General features: G+C 59.8%; 13 protein-coding genes and 1 tRNA gene. 3 read left to right on the forward strand and 11 right to left on the reverse strand.

Annotated elements, in window-relative coordinates:
* Window positions 1-28 precede the first annotated feature (28 nt).
* The 3 genes from I6L41_RS18005 to pepA form a co-directional block, all read right to left on the reverse strand.
* Complete coding sequence (locus tag I6L41_RS18005; protein WP_216960437.1) at window positions 29-2,881, reverse strand: valine--tRNA ligase; 2,853 nt, start codon at window positions 2,879-2,881, stop codon at window positions 29-31.
* 64 nt (window positions 2,882-2,945) lie between these two features.
* The gene (locus I6L41_RS18010) at window positions 2,946-3,401 is read right to left on the reverse strand and encodes a DNA polymerase III subunit chi (protein WP_216960441.1); all 456 of its coding nucleotides are present in this window, start codon (window positions 3,399-3,401) and stop codon (window positions 2,946-2,948) included.
* 174 nt (window positions 3,402-3,575) lie between these two features.
* Complete coding sequence (pepA, locus tag I6L41_RS18015; protein ID WP_005336423.1) at window positions 3,576-5,084, reverse strand: leucyl aminopeptidase; 1,509 nt, start codon at window positions 5,082-5,084, stop codon at window positions 3,576-3,578.
* A 172-nt stretch (window positions 5,085-5,256) separates the two neighbouring features.
* On the opposite strand from pepA, the gene lptF reads away from it, so the two are divergent.
* Complete coding sequence (gene lptF, locus I6L41_RS18020) at window positions 5,257-6,369, forward strand: LPS export ABC transporter permease LptF (protein WP_216960444.1); 1,113 nt, start codon at window positions 5,257-5,259, stop codon at window positions 6,367-6,369.
* Window positions 6,370-6,394: 25 nt separating this feature from the next.
* Window positions 6,395-7,465, forward strand: coding sequence for an LPS export ABC transporter permease LptG (gene lptG, locus I6L41_RS18025; RefSeq protein ID WP_021231808.1), 1,071 nt, complete (start codon window positions 6,395-6,397; stop codon window positions 7,463-7,465).
* 74 nt (window positions 7,466-7,539) lie between these two features.
* On the opposite strand, the gene I6L41_RS18030 is transcribed toward lptG, so the two are convergent.
* Window positions 7,540-8,073, reverse strand: coding sequence for an RDD family protein (locus I6L41_RS18030; protein WP_216960446.1), 534 nt, complete (start codon window positions 8,071-8,073; stop codon window positions 7,540-7,542).
* A gap of 143 nt (window positions 8,074-8,216) precedes the next feature.
* On the opposite strand from I6L41_RS18030, the gene I6L41_RS18035 reads away from it, so the two are divergent.
* Window positions 8,217-8,302 (forward strand) — tRNA-Leu (locus I6L41_RS18035).
* Window positions 8,303-8,539: 237 nt separating this feature from the next.
* Here the strand turns inward: I6L41_RS18035 and I6L41_RS18040 are convergent.
* The 7 genes from I6L41_RS18040 to I6L41_RS18070 all read right to left on the reverse strand — a co-directional run bounded on the left by I6L41_RS18040 (window position 8,540) and on the right by I6L41_RS18070 (window position 17,732).
* Window positions 8,540-9,163 carry a PepSY-associated TM helix domain-containing protein gene (locus I6L41_RS18040; RefSeq protein WP_216960450.1) on the reverse strand — a complete coding sequence of 208 codons (624 nt, stop codon included), beginning with the start codon at window positions 9,161-9,163 and terminating at the stop codon, window positions 8,540-8,542.
* 63 nt (window positions 9,164-9,226) lie between these two features.
* Window positions 9,227-11,269, reverse strand: a complete 2,043-nt coding sequence (locus tag I6L41_RS18045; protein ID WP_216960453.1) for a TonB-dependent siderophore receptor — start codon at window positions 11,267-11,269, stop codon at window positions 9,227-9,229.
* A gap of 294 nt (window positions 11,270-11,563) precedes the next feature.
* Window positions 11,564-12,601 carry an acyltransferase gene (locus I6L41_RS18050; RefSeq protein WP_204382478.1) on the reverse strand — a complete coding sequence of 346 codons (1,038 nt, stop codon included), beginning with the start codon at window positions 12,599-12,601 and terminating at the stop codon, window positions 11,564-11,566.
* Between the two features lie 223 nt (window positions 12,602-12,824).
* Window positions 12,825-13,736 (reverse strand): D-alanyl-D-alanine endopeptidase, encoded by a 912-nt coding sequence (gene pbpG, locus I6L41_RS18055; RefSeq protein ID WP_005336410.1) that lies wholly within the window; start codon window positions 13,734-13,736, stop codon window positions 12,825-12,827.
* A 261-nt stretch (window positions 13,737-13,997) separates the two neighbouring features.
* A complete protein-coding gene (yjeM, locus tag I6L41_RS18060; RefSeq protein ID WP_216960458.1) occupies window positions 13,998-15,464 on the reverse strand; it encodes a glutamate/gamma-aminobutyrate family transporter YjeM in 1,467 nt (488 codons plus the stop codon).
* A 435-nt stretch (window positions 15,465-15,899) separates the two neighbouring features.
* Window positions 15,900-16,778 (reverse strand): DMT family transporter, encoded by an 879-nt coding sequence (locus I6L41_RS18065; RefSeq protein WP_216960462.1) that lies wholly within the window; start codon window positions 16,776-16,778, stop codon window positions 15,900-15,902.
* A 33-nt stretch (window positions 16,779-16,811) separates the two neighbouring features.
* Window positions 16,812-17,732: an ABC transporter substrate-binding protein gene (locus tag I6L41_RS18070; RefSeq protein ID WP_216960465.1), complete on the reverse strand. Its 921-nt coding sequence runs from the start codon at window positions 17,730-17,732 to the stop codon at window positions 16,812-16,814.
* Window positions 17,733-17,849: the final 117 nt, after the last annotated feature.

The following is a 17,849-nucleotide window of genomic DNA, read 5'->3' on the forward strand; positions in this document are numbered from 1 at the left end:
GGCTTTGTTGTATCGGTTGGGGCGGTGCTTACAGCGCGGCGATCTCGGCCTGCTGGGCTTCCAGCTTGGTCAGCTGGAGACGGTAATCTTCCAGCTTCTCGCGCTCTTTGGCGATGACCGCTTCCGGCGCCTTGGCGACGAACGCTTCGTTGCCGAGTTTGCCTTCGATACGGCCGCACTCGCCCACCAGACGGGCAACCTCTTTGGCCAGACGGGCCAGTTCGGCATCCTTGTCGATGAGACCGGCCATCGGGATCATCAGTTCGGTAGCGCCGATCAGCTTCTTCACTGACAGCGGGGCGGTTTCACCGTTCGCCAGTACACGGATGGATTCCAGACGGGCCAGCGACTTGAGGAAGGCCTCGTTGTCAGCGGCGCGCTGGGCATCCTTGGCATCGCACTGGAGCAGCACGTTCAGGGGCACGCTCGGTGCCACGTTCATCTCGGCGCGGATGTTGCGGATGCTGACGATGAACTCCTTCACCCACTCCTGATCCGCCATCGCGGCTTCGTCCACCTTGGCGGCGTCGAACTCCGGGAAGGCCTGAATCATGATGGTGTCGGCGTGCACTCCAGCCAGCGGCGCGACCGATTTCCAGATGGTCTCGGTGATGAACGGGATGATCGGGTGTGCCAGACGCAGCAGGGTCTCGAGGACGCTGACGAGGGTGTGGCGGGCAGCGCGCTGCTCGGCCTCGGAACCCTTGGTCAGCACCGGCTTGGTCAGCTCCAGATACCAGTCACAGAACTGGTTCCAGATAAATTCGTACAGCACGCCAGCCGCGATGTCGAAGCGATAGGTATCGAGGGCGGTACGGAAGTCACGGATGGCCACTTGCAGCTGGGACTGGATCCAGCGATCCGCCAGACTGAACTGCATCTCGCCGCCGTTGAAGCCGCAATCCTGATCTTCGGTGTTCATCAGCACATAGCGGGAGGCGTTCCACAGCTTGTTGCAGAAGTTGTTGTAGCCGTCCAGGCGCTTCATGTCCCAGTTGATATCACGACCGGTAGAGGCCAGCGCGGCCAGCGTGAAGCGCAGGGCATCGGTACCGTGGGCATCGATCCCTTCCGGGAACTGCTTGGCGGTACGCTTGGCGATCTTCTCGGCCATCTGCGGCTGCATCATGTTGCCGGTGCGCTTCTCCAGCAGATCTTCCAGCGAGATACCGTCGATCATGTCGAGGGGGTCCAGCACGTTGCCCTTGGACTTGGACATCTTCTGGCCCTCTTCGTCACGGATAAGGCCGGTGATGTAGACGGTCTTGAACGGGACTTGCGGCTGGCCGTTTTCGTCCTTGATGAAGTGCATGGTCATCATGATCATCCGGGCAATCCAGAAGAAGATGATGTCGAAGCCGCTCATCAGCACGTCGGTCGGGTGGAAGGTCTTGAGTGCCTCGGTGTTGTTCGGCCAGCCCAGAGTGGAGAAGGTCCACAGAGCGGAGCTGAACCAGGTGTCGAGCACGTCTTCGTCCTGACGCAGTACGGTTACGGCCGGGATGCTGTGCTTGGCGCGCACTTCGTCTTCGCTGCGGCCAACGTAGACGTTGCCGGCATCGTCATACCATGCCGGGATGCGGTGACCCCACCACAGCTGACGGGAGACGCACCAGTCCTGAATGTCGCGCATCCAGGAGAAGTACATGTTTTCGTACTGTTTGGGCACGAACTGGATGCGGCCATCTTCCACCGCCTCGATGGCGGTCTTGGCCATCGGTGCCACGCGCACGTACCACTGGTCGGTCAGCATCGGCTCGATGGGCACGCCACCGCGATCGCCGTAAGGCTGTTGCAGCACGTGATCCTTGATCTCGTCCAGCAGACCCAGCTCTTCAAGCTTGGCCAGAATCGCTTTACGGGCGGCGAAGCGCTCCAGACCGGCGAACTCGGCCGGCAGGGCGGCGTCGTAGGCAGTGCTCGGGTTGCCGTTGGTGTCGACCACTTCGGCCTCGGCACGCACGTGGGCGTCCAGAGTGAAGATGTTGATCATCGGCAGGCTGTGGCGCTTGCCCACTTCGTTATCGTTGAAGTCGTGGGCCGGGGTGATCTTCACGCAACCGGTGCCCTTCTCCATGTCGGCGTGTTCGTCGGCGACGATGGGGATCAGGCGGTTCACCAGCGGCAGCAGGATGTGCTGGCCGATCAGCGCCTTGTAACGCGGGTCTTCCGGGTTCACGGCCACGGCGGTATCGCCCAGCATGGTCTCCGGACGGGTGGTGGCGACGATCAGGTAATCCTTGCCTTCGGCGGTCTTGGCGCCGTTGGCCAGCGGATAGCGCAGGTGCCACATGTGACCCTTGATCTCGCGGTTCTCCACTTCCAGATCGGAGATGGCGGTGTTGAGTTTCGGATCCCAGTTCACCAGACGCTTGCCGCGGTACATCAGGCCATCTTCGTAGAGACGAACAAACACTTCCTGCACGGCGGCGGAGAGACCCTCATCCATGGTGAAGCGCTCGCGCTCCCAATCTACGGAGTCGCCCAGACGGCGCATCTGGCGGGTGATGGTGCCACCGGACTCTTCCTTCCACTGCCAAATCTTGTCGATGAAGGCATCACGGCCGTAATCGTGGCGAGTTTTGCCCTCTTCTGCGGCGATCTTGCGCTCAACCACCATCTGGGTGGCGATACCGGCGTGGTCGGTACCAGCCTGCCACAGGGTGTTCTTGCCCTGCATGCGGTTGTAGCGGATCAGGGTATCCATCAGGGTTTGCTGGAAGGCGTGACCCATGTGCAGGCTGCCGGTGACGTTCGGCGGCGGGATCATGATGCAGAAGGAGTCTTTGCTGGTGTCGCCGTGGGGCTTGAAGTAACCCTGGGCTTCCCAGTGCTGATAGAGCGCCTGTTCGATGGCGTTGTGATTAAAAGTCTTTTCCATGGTCTCGCCGTAATCTGGATGGATGGAGTCTGGTGTTGATTCTTTATGGATCAATTGGTTGCAGTCAGGGCTGCGCCGGATCCGGTGCGGCAAGGACGGGCTGATCCCTCATTTCGAGGGTATGGCCTGCCTGGCGATAGTGCTTGTAGCGCTCGCGGGCTTGCTGCTTTTGTGTTTCGTCAGTGGGGACAAAATCTACCACTTGAGCGAAGTGTCCTGCAAACAAAGGTGTCGCAGTGGCCAGATTGATGAGGCGGGCGTAGCGCCGTTTCGGTGGCTGATAGCCGATCTCCACTGGGGCCATGCCGCTTTCGCCTTGCAGCTGGTGCGGTACGAAGCGCTCCGGTGGCAGTTGCCACAACAGCTCGTCCAGACGCAGGGCCTGGGCCTCATCGTTGCAGAACAGGTAGATATGGCCCGCCCCCCACGACTCGGCCGCAAGAGTGCAGGCCAGTCGCTCGACCGCAGAAGCCTGCGCGTCATCCTGTTTGCTCATCAGGTAAAAGGTCACTTGGCTCATCAGGTTGATCCCGTTTTGCGGTGACGGACTGTTGACCGCCTCATGAGGCTGACGGGGCGTTTCCCGTCCGCAGCTCACTGATTCAAGAATGAAACAAGGAAGAGGCGGGCCTCTTCCTTGTTGTTCAGGGTAACGCCAACCCTTCCGATGCAGCCATCGGCAGGGGCCGGAGAGTTACTCTTTCTCTTCGATATCCACGCCAGCCCGGTTCAGCAGGAACTGGGTCAGCAGGGGCACCGGACGACCGGTGGAGCCTTTATCCTTGCCACTCTTCCAGGCAGTCCCGGCGATATCCAGGTGGGCCCAGTTGTACTTCTTGGTGAAGCGTGACAAGAAGGCGGCCGCGGTGATGGTACCGGCCGGACGACCACCGATGTTGGCCATGTCGGCGAACGGGCTGTCGATCTGCTCCTGATACTCGTCAAACAGCGGCAGACGCCAGGCGCGATCACCCGCCTGCTCGGAGGCGTTGAGCAGCTCGTGGGCCAGCGGGTTGTGGTTGGCCAGCAGACCCGAGGTGTGGTGGCCCAGCGCGATGACGCAGGCACCGGTCAGGGTCGCCACGTCGATCACGGTTTCCGGATCGAAGCGGTCCACATAGGTCAGTGCATCACATAGCACCAGGCGACCTTCCGCATCGGTGTTGAGCACTTCGATGGTCTGGCCGGACATGGAGGTGAGGATGTCACCCGGACGATAGGCGTTGCCGCCCGGCATGTTCTCGCAGCCTGCCAGCACGCCGATGACGTTGATCGGCAGTTGCAGCTGGGCCAGCGCATGCATGGTACCGAGCACGGAGGCGGCGCCACCCATGTCGTACTTCATCTCGTCCATGCCGTCGGCCGGTTTGATGGAGATGCCGCCGGAGTCAAAGGTCAGACCCTTGCCGACGAGCACGATGGGCTTGGCATCCGGATGACCCTTGTATTCGATGATGGCCATCATGGCTTCGTTGTCGGAGCCGCGGGCCACCGCCAGATAGGAGTTCATGCCGAGCTCGGCCATCTCCTGCTCGCCCACCACCTTGGTGGTGATGTTGTCGTAGGCATCGGCCAGACGACGGGCCTGGGAGGCCAGATAGGCCGGGTTGCAGACGTTGGGCGGCATGTTCGCCACGTCGCGGCAGACCCGCACACCCTTGGCCACGGCCAGACCGTGAGCGATGGCTTTTTCACCAATGGTCAGTTCCCGACGCGTCGGCACGTTGAATACCAGCTTGCGCAGCGGGCGACGTGGCTCGGCCTTGTTGGTCTTGAACTGATCGAAGCTGTAGAGGCCCGCCTTGGTGGTTTCTACCGCCTGGCGCACCTTCCAATAGGTATCCCGACCCTTGACGTGCAGCTCGGTGAGGAAGCAGACCGCTTCCATGGAGCCGGTTTCGTTCAGGGTGGTGATGGTCTTGTTGATGATCTGCTTGTACTGGCGTTCGTCGAGTTCCCGCTCCTTGCCGCATCCGACCAACAGTACGCGCTCGCTGAGCACGCCCGGTACTTGATGCAGCAGCAGCATCTGGCCTGGTTTCCCTTCCAGGTCGCCACGGCGCAGCAGCGAACTGATATAGCCATCGCTGATCTTGTCCAGTTGTTCGGCAACCGGAGAGAGGCGACGAGGCTCAAATACGCCGACTACGACGCAGGCGCTCCGTTGCTTCTCTGGACTGCCACTCTTTACACTGAACTCCATGGAATCTCCTACATCCTAAAGACAAAAGGCACCTTTTATTGAATAATGCGGTGCTTGTTGGGGTATCAGAGGCGGAGCGAACAGCCACAGGCTCCGCAGTTCAAACTGGTAAAAATCCAATATACGGCCCTATTTTTCAGGCATTCGACTAAAAACACAAGTTTACTTGGGAATGACTGTGATCGTTTTCCGATATTTGTTCAGGGAAACCCTGAAAACCCAGCTGGCAGTGTTATTCGTATTGCTGCTTATCTTTGTCAGCCAACAATTTATCAAGATCATCGGTGACGCCGCCGATGGCGAGGTGCCGACACGTCTGGTCTCCACCCTGCTGCTGCTCAACTTGCCCAATATGGCGCTGTTGATGCTGCCTATCAGTCTCTTTTTAGCCATTTTGTTTGCCCATGGTCGCCTCTACGCCGAAAGCGAGATGACGGTGATGCATGCGGTCGGCTTCAGCCACCGTTTTGTGATGCGCAGCGCCATGTTGCTTGCCTTGCTGACGGCGGTGGTTGCGGCGTTCAACACTGGCTGGATCGCCCCGCAGGCCAAGGAGCGCGAGTATCAGGTGATCGACGAGTTCAAGTCGGATCCGGGTATCTCCTTCCTGCAGGCTGGCCGCTTTATGGAGCTCGACAAGGGGCGTCTGGTTGCCTATATCCAGGATTTGAACGACAACGGCTCAAAACTGCAAAAGATCTTCGTGCTGCAGCGGGCGGAGGGGAACAATCCTCCCTCGGTGGTGGTGGCGACCGAAGGGGTGGTGACGGTCGATGAGAACGGCCTGCAGTGGCTGACCCTGATGGATGGCTCCCGCTACGAGGGGAACTTCTCCGGCAAGCAGTTCCAGATCTCCGATTTTCGCGAATATGGTCTGGTTATCCGCCAACAAGAGATGGAGCGTTCCAACCGCAAGGCGGCGGCCAAGCCGACCATGGAACTGTTCGGTACCCAGGACAACGCCATGATGGCGGAATTGCAGTGGCGTATCTCGCTGCCCCTCTCCATTCCGGTGCTCACCCTGCTGGTGGTACCGCTGGCGCGGGTCAACCCCCGTCAGGGGCGCTACGCCAAGCTGCTGCCGGCCATCATGCTCTATCTCTCCTACTTCCTGCTGCTCAGCGCCGCCCGTTCGGCCATCGACAGCGGTCGGCTGACCTACTGGCCGGGGATGTTCCTGGTGCCGCTCGGTTACCTGCTGTTTATCGGCCTGCCCCTCAATCTGCAGGGCACCAGCTGGTGGAACGGGGTGAAAGGGCGCTATTTCAACAGAAAATCAGCATGATGCTGCAACATAGGAACTTCTGCTGATGTTTGGCATTCTCGATAGATATATCGGTAGGGTCATCTTTATGTCGATCCTGCTGTGTGAAATCACGCTGGTTGGTCTGGCGGCGCTCATCAAATATGTGGAGCAGCTCAAGTCGGTCGGTGACGGCAACTACGACATGATCAACGCCCTCTACTATGTGCTGCTCTCCATGCCCAAGGAGGCGGTGCTCTTCTTCCCGCTGGCCGCGCTGCTGGGTGGCCTGATTGGTCTGGGTCAGCTGGCGACCAGCTCCGAGCTGGTGGTGATGCAGGCGGCGGGTCGCTCCAAGATCAGTATCGTGATGGCGGCGCTCAAGACGGCGATCCCGCTGATGATCATGGTGGGGTTGATGGGGGAATATGTGGCCCCCATCGCCAAGCGGATGGCAGATGACATCAAGGCGGGCGCGCTGTCCGAAGGTCGTCTGACGGTTTCCGCCTACGGGGTGTGGGCTCGCGATGGCAACAACTTCGTCAATATCAACGGGGTGCGTAACGATGGCGCCCTCACCGGCATCACCCTCTATCGCTTCACCCCCGAGCGCAAGCTGATCGACGTGGTGCAGGCGCAGGAGGGGGTGTTCGAGCGCCACCACTGGCTGCTCAAGCAGACCCAGGTTACCCGCTTCGACGATCCCGCGCAGATCCGCAGCGAGCAGCATGACAAGATGGAGTGGAGCTCAGAGTTGACGCCCAAGCAGCTGGGGGTGGTAAGTATCGACCCCGAGAACCTCTCGGTCTCCGGTCTGCTCGACTACATCGGCTATCTCGATGCCAACAAGCAGGATGCCGGTCGCTACAAGCTGGAGATGTGGCGCAAACTGCTGTCACCGCTCTCGGTGGTGGCGATGATCCTGCTGGCCTCCTCCTTCATCTTCGGCCCGTTGCGTTCGGTGAGCATGGGGGCACGGATGCTGATGGGGATCATGACCGGCTTCGCCGTCTATGTGAGCGATCGGGTGTTTGGCCCCATCAGTCTGGTCTATGCGGTACCGCCCATTCTGGCGGCTATCGCACCCAGCCTGCTGTTTGGCGGCATCTCCTTCTACATCCTCAGCCGCAAGCAGTAATCCGCATGAGGTTATGAGGAAATGCAAAGAGGGCACCTGTTGGTGCCCTCTTTCGTTGCTGCATTGACCTGGTATTACTTGTTCAGCAATTCCAGATTCTCCTGTGTGCTCAGCACGATCACTTCGCACTCGGCCCAGATATCCTGAAACGCCCGCGGACGCTGGCGGTTGAACAGGCACATCAGGTTGCCCAGACCAAAGGCGGCGGTGGCGAGACGGATCAGCGCCTGGGTAACGCGGATGTGGCTGCCATCCTCGTTCTGAATGCGCAGCCGCCAGGCGCGCATGCCGACGGTCTGGCCAGCGCGGGTCCAGAACCAGGTGTAGAAACCACAGATGACGAAGGCGAGCCACAGGGTGTAGATCAGGCTCAGGTGGTGGCGGGTCAGCAACCAGACGGTATCTTCACCCGCCGGTACGCTTGCCATGCCGGTGATCAGCAACAGCTTGGCGACACCCATGCCGATAAAGCCGGCGATGATCAGCAGCGAAGTCACCACCAGCGCATCATAGATGAGGGCGCCGAGGCGACGCAGCAGACCCGCTGACGGGTATGGCTGAGTGGCGGGAGAGGGGGATTTTTGTTGGACTTTTTTAGGCTTGGCCATCGTTTTTATTCCATTAAGATGATGGCGGCATTCTATGTAACTGGCCCCGCATCGGCAAGGCGTTGAATAAATGAACAAACGGGAGTGTTCAATCGAAAAACACCTTGCATGGCATCGCGCCATTCGTATAATCCCTCGCAGTTGCCCGGGTGGCGAAATCGGTAGACGCAGCGGATTCAAAATCCGCCGGTGAATAACCGTGTCGGTTCGAGTCCGACCCCGGGCACCATCAAATTCATGACAAAAGGCCATCAGCAATTATGGCCTTTTGCTTTTTGGCGTTCCTGCGCATTGGTGCGTTGCTGCTGAGCAGGCAGTACTTCCCGTTACCTCTTGGTATCCCTTCTCTTTTTCCGCTCTCCGTTATTTCCTTTTCTTGATGTGGCCGCTGACGGCATCACCGCCAGCGGCCTGTTTCTATTGCGGTTTTTTCCAAACCTTGCTGCATCAGAACATGGTTGCCGCACTATCCCAGCAGGGCAAACAGCAGGGTACCGAGGGTGCCTGCGAGCGTCAGCGCGATGATGGCTCTGGGTGTGCCGTGCAGCTTGGTCCACATAAACAGGCTGGTGAGGGCGAGCAGCAGCAGGGCCAGGGCGGCGATATCGCCAAACAGCTGCCAGCCGAGGCCGGTGCCCATGCCGCGGTGCAGCCGGTTGAGGCTGGCGGCAAAGTTGGCCAGTTGCAGGTCGGTACGTACCAGCAGGGTACCCTCAACATAGCTGGCAGCCACGCTCTGGCTGAGGGTGACGCCGCGCATTTCCCACTTGGCGGGCAGGATGAGCAGGCCGTTCGGGGTGGGCAGGGTCTGGGCCGGGGTGATCATGGTTCGCCCGTCGGCAAAGGTATCGGGATAGCGCTGTTGCAGCAGGCTTTTCAGCTGCTCCGGGCTGGCGAGTGGCGCCTCCAGCACTATCTTTTCACTCGATTTGTCGGTGTGGGGGCCGGGGATGGGCAACACGGCACGGTGTTGCAGCCAGAGACCGGTGATGCCGTACATCAGCATCAGGGCGAGGGTAAAAAAACCGGCCCAGGCATGGAGGCGGCGTACCCATTTGTTGTTGTGAAGGGGAACTCTTCTGCGTTTCATCGTGGTTGCTTCATAAAAAACTGGCCAGCAAGGGCTGGCCAGTCGGGGTGGTTGTCACAGAGATCAGAAACGGTAGGTTCCGGTCAGACTCAGCTGACGGGGTGTGCCCGGCATGATCTGGTTGGCACTGGTGGCGCTGACGAAGTACTCGTGGTCGGTCAGGTTCTCGGCGCTCAGCTCGGCTTCCCACTGCTGCCAGCGATAACCGGCGCGCGCATCGAAGCGGGCGTAACCGGGCAGTGTGGTGGTGTTGGCGTTGTCGGCGAAGCGATCGCCCACCGCCGTCACGCCGGTTTCACCGAACCAGCCCTGCTCACCACTCTTGTAGCCGAGATAGAACTGGCCATTCTGGCGGGAGACGTTCATCGGGCGCTTGCCCTGCAGATCCGCATCCGCCTTGACCTGCTCCGCATCCTGAATGGCGAAGCCGCCACGCAGGTAGATCTCGTCGGTCAGCTCGGCGCGGGCGCTCAGCTCGATCCCCTCGGTACGCTGCAAGCCGGTGAGGATCACCTTGGTGGGGTCCAGCGGATCCTTGGTGCGCTTGTTGTACATCTCCAGTCGATAGAGGGAGAGAGTGGTCGCCAGCTTGCCGTTCAGCCAGTCACTCTTCACCCCACCTTCGTAGAGGCGGGTGTTCTGGGGTTCCAGCCCGTTGTTTTTGTCGCCCGGGGTGATGCCGATCAGCTCGCCGCCCACCGGAGTGAAGGTCTTGCTGTAGGAGGTGTAGAAGGCGTGATCCTCAAGGGGATTCCACACCAGACCAAGGCGCGGGCTCAGGCTGTTGACCGAGACGCTCTCCTCCTTGTTGAGGTCGTAGCGGCGACTGGTGACGGTGAAGTCGTCACGGCGCAGCCCGCCCACCAGATGCCAGTCACCCAGGCTGAGCTGATCCTGCAGATAGAGGCCATTGCCGCGCACCTTGTGTTTGGCGTCGCTGGAGAGCTTCATGGCGCCATTGTAGGTAGGCAGTGAGCCCGGGTCGTAGAGGTTGCCGGACGGGATGGCGGTGGCGTTCTGGTAGAGCTTGGGTGTGCGCTCCTGCCAGTTCTGCTCGAAGCCGGCCAGCAGGCGATGTTCCACCGGGCCGGTCTGGAACAGACCTTCGGCCTCGGTGTTGCTGATCAGGTTCTTCGCTTTCAGATCCTGCTGCCAGCGGGAGCGGGTCACCTGATCCCCTTTGACGCTGGTGACATAGGTGTTGTCAAACTGGCTGTCGAGGGTGGAGTACCCGAGCTGCTGGCGCAACTGCCACTGATCGTTGATATCCCAGGAGAGGCGGGAGCGGGTGGATTGCGCCACGTCATCGATGAAGTCGCGGCTGGTATCGCTGTAAACATACTCTCGCGGCACATCGGCCGGACGGCCATTGACCCCGGGAATGCCGCGATCCGGGGTGCGGTCATGTTCGTTGCGTTCGTACTGCACCAACCAGTTGAGGTTGTCGCTGATCTCCCAGTTGGCGGAAGGGGCCAGCAGGGTGCGCTTGCTCTTCACGCCGTTGCGGAAGCTATCTTTGTCCTCTTGCGCCATGCTGAGGCGCAGTTGCACCTGCTCACTCGCCTCGCCATTGAGGTCGGCGGCCAGCCGCTGGCTGTCAAAGCTGCCGACCCGGGCGGTGACGCTGGACTCCTGCCCTTTTTGCGGCTTTTTGCTGACCCGGTTGACGATGCCCCCCGTGCTACCGCGGCCGTAGAGCACGGCAGCCGGGCCCTTGAGCACTTCCACCCGCTCGATGTTGCCGAGATCCCGGGTGTACTGCATGTCGTCGCGGAACCCATCGAGATAGAAGTCGTTGCTGGCGCTGAAGCCGCGGATATTGACCCCGTCGAAGCGGGTATCACCGCTGGCATTGACCCCGGGAATGCCGCTCAGGGCTTCACTCAGCGTCGGTTGGCCGAAGGCGGTCAGCTCGCTGACCTTGACGCTGTCGATGGTCTGGGGCACCAGCTTGGCTGGCGTATTGGTACGGGTTGCGGTGGCAACTTCCTGATGCTGGGAGCGTTTGCCAACCACTGTCATGGTTTCATCGGTGGCCTGGGCAGTGAAGCCGGTGCCCAGCAGTGCCAGCGAGACCAGCGTTCTGCGAAAGTGAGGGTGCTGCATATTCAATATTGACTCTTTGGATGTCGACCTGACGGCTCGAACATATTGATTTAATTATAATTAGCCTGACCCGCTTAAGCGGGATGTCAATGATATTGATTTTCATTTGTCTGGCAAGGTGAAAATAGAGGGGGGTTGTGGTGGCAGGTTTTACGGTTGGGGAAGCGCGGCTCAAAAGTAGAACCATTGCAGCAAACTGCGGTAATGAAGCGAGAGCAAAAAGGGTGTAGCGGAAGAGAAAGGGGCTAAACGTGAAGAGGCATCCGGCCCGATAGGACGGGCCGGATATCGGACTCAGTGGGTGCGCAACAGCCGGCGGGTGAGGGGTTGGGCCGCCAGCAGGCGATAGGCAAGCAGAGACGATCCCAGCAGCAGCGGCACCTTGGCGATCTCCCACAGGATGGATGCGCCTTGCGGGCCGAATACGAAGAGCCAGACCACCAGCATCATGTGCAGGCAGTAGATCCCGAGCACTTTGGGGGCCTGACGTTCAAGCCAGCTGCCCTTGCCCCACTCGGGGTTGGCCAGCAGCAGTCCAAACAGGCCGAGAGCCCAGGGAAGGGAGCCGAGCAGGAAGTCGTGGCGGGTGAGCGGCACTGCGGCAAAGTGCTGCAGCGCCCAGGCTTCACAGCCATAGAGCGTCACGCCCGCCAGCAGCAGTTGCCAGCCGGTGCGGGCATCGGGCTGCCACTGACGCTGGCGCAACAGGGCCCCGAGCGCCACAAACAGCAGGGAGAAGAAGGGGCCGTTACGGGTGAGCAGTGGCCACTCGGCGCCCAGCAGCGGCTTGGCATAGGAGCCCCCCAGCAGCGCCAGCAGGTAGAGGCCAAGACCCAGCCAGAGGGCGAGCGCTGGTCTGCCAAGCCGGTAGCAGAGTGCCAGCAGGGTCACCGCCATGATCAGGGCAGGCAGGAACCAGAGGTGGATCATGCCGCCCACCAGCCAGCCATTGAGGGGGTCGCCGAGCTGGAATTGCCACTGCCCGCGCAGGGAGGCCAGATAGCCTTGCTGCACGGCATCAAGCGGATTGAACGGCACCAGCAGGTAGACCAGACTCCACACCAGCCAGAGCAGCAGCAAGGGGCGGCAGTAGCGCCAGGTAACGGTCAGCGGCGCCTCGCGACTCAGTCTCGGCTGCAGAAAGTAACCGGCACAGAGGAAAAACAGCGGCACGGCAAAGCGGCATAACTGGTTGATGGTGCCGCTCAGCCAGAGCCAGGATCCGCTTCCCCACAGGGTGGGATTGAAGGGGTTGGCGAAGGGAGATACGTGAATGGTCATCACGGCCAGAATGGCCAGTACCCGCCCGCACTCGATACTGGAAATACGCATGGTGGCTCGTCGTTACAGGGGTTGTGATGGCACGCTAAAATTCTTACTGCTAGGTTACAACCAATTGATTCTATTAGTGTGAATCACACTGTTGAGTAGTTACGTTTTGTAACGGGATGGCGGAAGGTGTTACCTGTAGCGGGAACTAGATCCCATTTTTTGGGCGCGCTCATGCAGATAAAAAAAGCGAGGCAGGTGCCTCGCTTGGTTGGCGATCTCGAGCTTACTGGTGAGTCAGCATGCTGCTCTGGTTGGCTGCAAGGGTGGTTCTGCCCGAGCTCTCCAGCCAGGTTTTGATCCGCTTGGCATCGGCGACCCGATCGTTGGTGGTCTCGGCATTGAGTAGCACCATGATCACCGGCTCACGATTGACCTTGGTACCCAGCACCAGACAGCGGCCCGCTTCGCGGATATAGCCGGTCTTGGAGAGGGTGAACTCCCATTGCCCTTCGCGGATCAACCGGTTGGAGTTGAGGTAGTGCAGCTGACGCTTGTTGGTACGCACATAGCTCTGCTCGTCGGTGGAATATTGGCGGATCAGCGGATAGGAGGCCGCTGCGGCGGCGAGTTTGGCGAGATCCTGTGCGGTGGAGACATTGCGCGGGTTGAGCCCTGTGCTGTCGGCGTAGCGGGTATTCCACATCCCCAGCATGCGGGCCTTGGCATTCATCGCCTCGACGAAGGCGCGCTGACCGCCGGGATAGTGGCGGGCCAGCGCCGAGGCGGCGCGGTTTTCAGAGGACATGAGGGCGATATGGAGCATTTCGGCGCGACTGAGCCTGGAGCCGATGGCCAGTCGTGAACCGGTTCCCTTGATGCGGTCGATGTCGGCATTGGTCACGGTGAGCATTTCGTTGAGGCGCAGGTTGGCATCCAGCACCACCAGCGCCGTCATCAGCTTGGTGAGGGAAGCGATGGGCATTACCCGGTTGCCGTTGCGCTCGGAGATCACCTCGCCGGTTCTGTGGTTGGCCACCACGAAAGCGGCCGAGCTGAGGTTGGGCACATCCCGTCGCTCGAGAAAGCCGCTGCTGCTCTTGCTGCTGGCGGAAAAGGGGTTGGCATGGGCACTGTCCATAGTGGCCGGCAGCATTACTGCGCCAAGCAACAGGGGAAGGAGGGAACGCATCATCATGATCAGCTCTACCGGACGAAATACAGGGATATCTCGCTAAGTTATATGTCGTGAACTGGCGCTTCACAATCATTCTCACCTTGATATTGATAATTTACGGCGTTGAGCGCGCTCTGACGGCGAGGAGAGCGTAAAATGGGTCTCCATGGAGTCTTTTTTTTACATTGAAACTATGGACTGGCCGTGATGGCGAGCGGAAGCCGGCGCTAAAAAAAATCGGGACCAGAACGGTCCCGATTGGCATGGAGCATTGCCTGCCGTTTAGTGGGCATCTTCCTGCTTGATCTTGAAGCGCATGGCGATCACCACGAACAGCAGCGGGCCAATGATGGTCCAGACGCCGGTGGAGATATCGCCGGAGATAAAGGGGGCCACCACGGTAAAGACGTTGCCGAAGGCGACCAGGATCAGGCTGATGATGGTGGCCAGCAGTACCGAGCCCGCGCTCTTGAAGAAGATCAGGTCCTTGCCCAGCGCCGGGTTGTTGCGATAGCGATACCAGGCGTAGATGAGGAACATGTAGGGCAGGGTCATGCCGACGTTGGTCATGGTGATGATCAGCTCATAGAGGGCGGCGGCCCCTTCCGGGTTGATCAGGGTAAAGATGGACTTGGCGGCAATGAACAGACAGACCACCCAGGCTTGCACCTTGAGGGCTTCAATCCGCACGCCATTCTCGTTCTCGCGCTGGAAACGCTCCAGCCAGAAGTAACTCGGGGTGCCGGTGATGAACTGGCGCAGTGGCGCGTATGAGAGGGCGATAAAGGCACCCAGATAGCTCAGGAACATGCCAAGGCCAGCAAAGCGCATGAATACCTGTCCCAGCCACTCGCCACCGAGATGGCGCCCCAGCTCCAGCATGATGATGAAGAGGGCGGAGAGAGAGGTGATCCCCTCGGCCGGGAAGTCGCTCCAGCGCATGATGGAGCCGACCGCCAGAAAGCCGATGATGTAGCAGAGTACGATGAAGGCGCCGGAGAGGAAGATGCCGCGCTTGAGGTCACGCTCCGGATCTTCCAGCTCGTCAGCCACCCCGGCCATCGCCTCGACCCCGCCGTAGGCGAAGATGGCGAACACCATAAAGCCGAGGAAGGGGATGATGTCGTTGAAAGCGACATTGGGAGACGCCGTCAGCGATGCCTGGGTGAAGGGCTCCTGCAGAGTCATGCCGCTCACCGCGAAGGTGAAGACGCCACCGACCAGCAGCAACACGTTGAGTGCCACCACGGAGAGACCGCCGATGGCCGCCACTTTGGCGAAGCGGGCGCTACCCAGGGTGATGAGCTTGGTGACGGTGGCAACCAGCGCGATGGCGACCACTCCCAGAATAAAGGGGCCGAAGTCGATACCGGTGCCCAGGGTGACCGGGATGACGGTGATGTCGCGGCCAAACAGCATGAAGGAGAGGGGCACCCACATAGAGAGCGCCTTGCCAAACATCCAGATGACGTAGGAAGCGAACCACATGGTCAGACCGATAAAGGCGAATCGGGTCGAGACCGAGTGGCGCATCCAGGTAAAGATGCCGCCCGCCTCTTTGCGAAAGCCGGTGCCGAATTCGATCATCATCAAAATGAACGGGATGAAGAAAAACAGACCGCCAATGACGAACATCGGAATGGCGGCATATCCCATTCGGTAAAAACCGATCCCGATATTAGTGACGCCAAATACCGATGTTAATATCATCAATATAAAGGCGCCCAACTTCAGCTTTTTTGCTGACATATTAAAAACTCCCTGATGGTGCTGGATTTAAAATAATCAAAAATTAAACAGACGAAACCGGACCCATTAATAACGCGGTAGCGCCATGCCATCCTGCTGTGGCGGGCGCGATCGGGTCATCTCTGACCGGGCTGGCTTACCCGTCAGGCGGTCAATGAATGTATGGGCGGAGCGGCATGGTCTGTGCCATGCGCGGTATTGGTCAGCGTTGCCGAAAATTAACTGTGAACGATTTTATCATTAATGCTGCTGGGCAGGTAAGTTTCCCGAATGAAGCTGTGGTTGAAATAAACAGACCTGCCAGTTAATTGATACGTTGCGGATGTAAACATTTACGCCCGGGCCGACACTTATTTCCATTATTCGTATTCGGCATATTTGGCGGAGTGAATTACGCCATCCTGCCTGATAAATACGCACCAATGGCGACAGCGCTTATCCTCCCAGCCGGGTCAGCAGCACGCCGCCAGTGATAATGGCCGCCGCCGTCAGCCGCATGCGCCCGAGCGGCTCTTTCAGTAGCCAGACCGAGAGCAGCATGGCAAACATCACACTGCTTTCGCGCAGAGCCGCGACCACGCCAATGGGGGCTTGGGTCATGGCCCAGATAACAATCCCGTAGGCGAGCAGTGACATAGCACCTCCGGTAGCGCCAACCAGTGCATATTGACGGATCTGGCGCCATGCCTTGCGTTTCTGGTGGACGATCAGCACCAGCAGCATCGCCAGCCCGGTACAGGCAAAGAGCCAGAGGGTGTAGCGTACCGGTTCACCCCCTGCGCGGGCGCCGGCTCCATCCGAGAGGGTATAGGTCGCCGTGAACATGGCCGTGATCAGTGCTGCCCGAACTGCCTTGCTGTCAAGGCGCTGCTGCCCGCCTCGCCAGGCCATCAGCAAGACCCCCATGATCAGCACGCAGGCGCCGATGATGCCGCCGTAACCGGGGTAGTCCCCCAGCAGCAGGGCACTTAACGCCATGGCGAGCAGCGGGGCACTGCCACGGGCCAGCGGATAGATCTGGCCAAAATCGCCCTGATTGTAGGCATGACTGAGAAACAGGCAGTAACCGATATGGAGCAGGACTGAGAGGCCGAGCCAGGGCAGCTCGGCAGCAGAGGGAAGCCCCATGGGCAGCAGCGCCACGGCGGCGATAAGCCCTGAGAAGATCGCCACCAGTGACACGCCCACCAGCCGCTCTTCGCCAATTTTGACCAGCGCATTCCAGCTGGCGTGAAGCAGGGCGGCCAGCAGAACGGCAAAAAAGACGGTGGTGCTCATGGGAAGGGGCTCTCGGGCGATGGGGGTCAACAGCATACCCGCCCGGAGCCTGATTGGCCGAGATCTTTATCAAGGCTTCGGCTTTTCGGGGCTCGCCTCCTGCGTGGTGGCGTTACCCAGTTGCCCCAACACCAGTTTGGGATGGGGATCGGTCTGCAACGGAATATCTTGCAGCCCGGTTCCCTGCTGGTGGTGATGGATGATCCCGGCGGCCATCTTGCCCAGCGCCTCGTAGCTGCTGATGGTGCCAACGCTGCAGCCGTGTTCGACGAACAGCTCTGCACTGCAGATGGTAGGGATGGCGGCCTCGTTCAATGCATTCAGCAAACGGGGGGCGATGGAGAGCAGATAGCTGTCTGCGGCCAGAAAGACGATGTCGTTTTTGGCATCCTGTTGCAGCCGCTTCAGTTCGTTGTCCAGCCGCCGTGGGTCAGGGGCCATTCGCCAGGTGACCATCTGCCACTGGTAGCGTTTCGCTTCATTGAGCAGCATATCTGCCACCAGCAGGGTGTTCTGCTCACGGGGGTTGAAGGGTAGCAGCAGCCGTTTTCCGGTGGCCAGATGCTCGCTGGCGTTGGCCAGTTGCAGTGCCATCGGCACCATGTTGCTCACCCCGGCCACCATGCTGTTCTGGGCTTTGTCTTCCGAGAGGATGTCTGCCCCGATCGGGTCGGATACCACATTGAAAATCAGTGGCTTGCGGTTGGCCACCAGACTCTTGGTCATAGTGGTGGCGGTGGTGCCAAAAGTGTAGATGTAGTCGTATTCGGCCAGTTTCGGCAGCATCTGCTGGCGCAGCATGGTTGCCAGCGCCGTACGATCCTGATCGGCGTTATAGGTGGTGATGGTGGCCTGATAGCCAAGGCGGGTCAGCTCTGCCCGAAAGCCCGCTTCGGCTGCGGTTTCACCGCGCCACAGCACCATGGCGATAGAGAGGGCGTGAGCGGGAAGAGCCAGCAGCAACAGCAGGACGAAAGGCAGCCTGACCATGATCATCTCTCCGGCGATACATCTACTGTTGAGCCTAGGCCACTTTCTCCGGTCGTGAGCGACGCTCAGCAAAAAGCGCGATGGCAAGCCATCGCGCTTTGGGGATCCGCAAAACCT

Origin of the sequence: Aeromonas sp. FDAARGOS 1411 (genome assembly GCF_019047125.1) — a bacterium.
Classification (GTDB): Bacteria; Pseudomonadota; Gammaproteobacteria; order Enterobacterales; family Aeromonadaceae; genus Aeromonas; species Aeromonas veronii.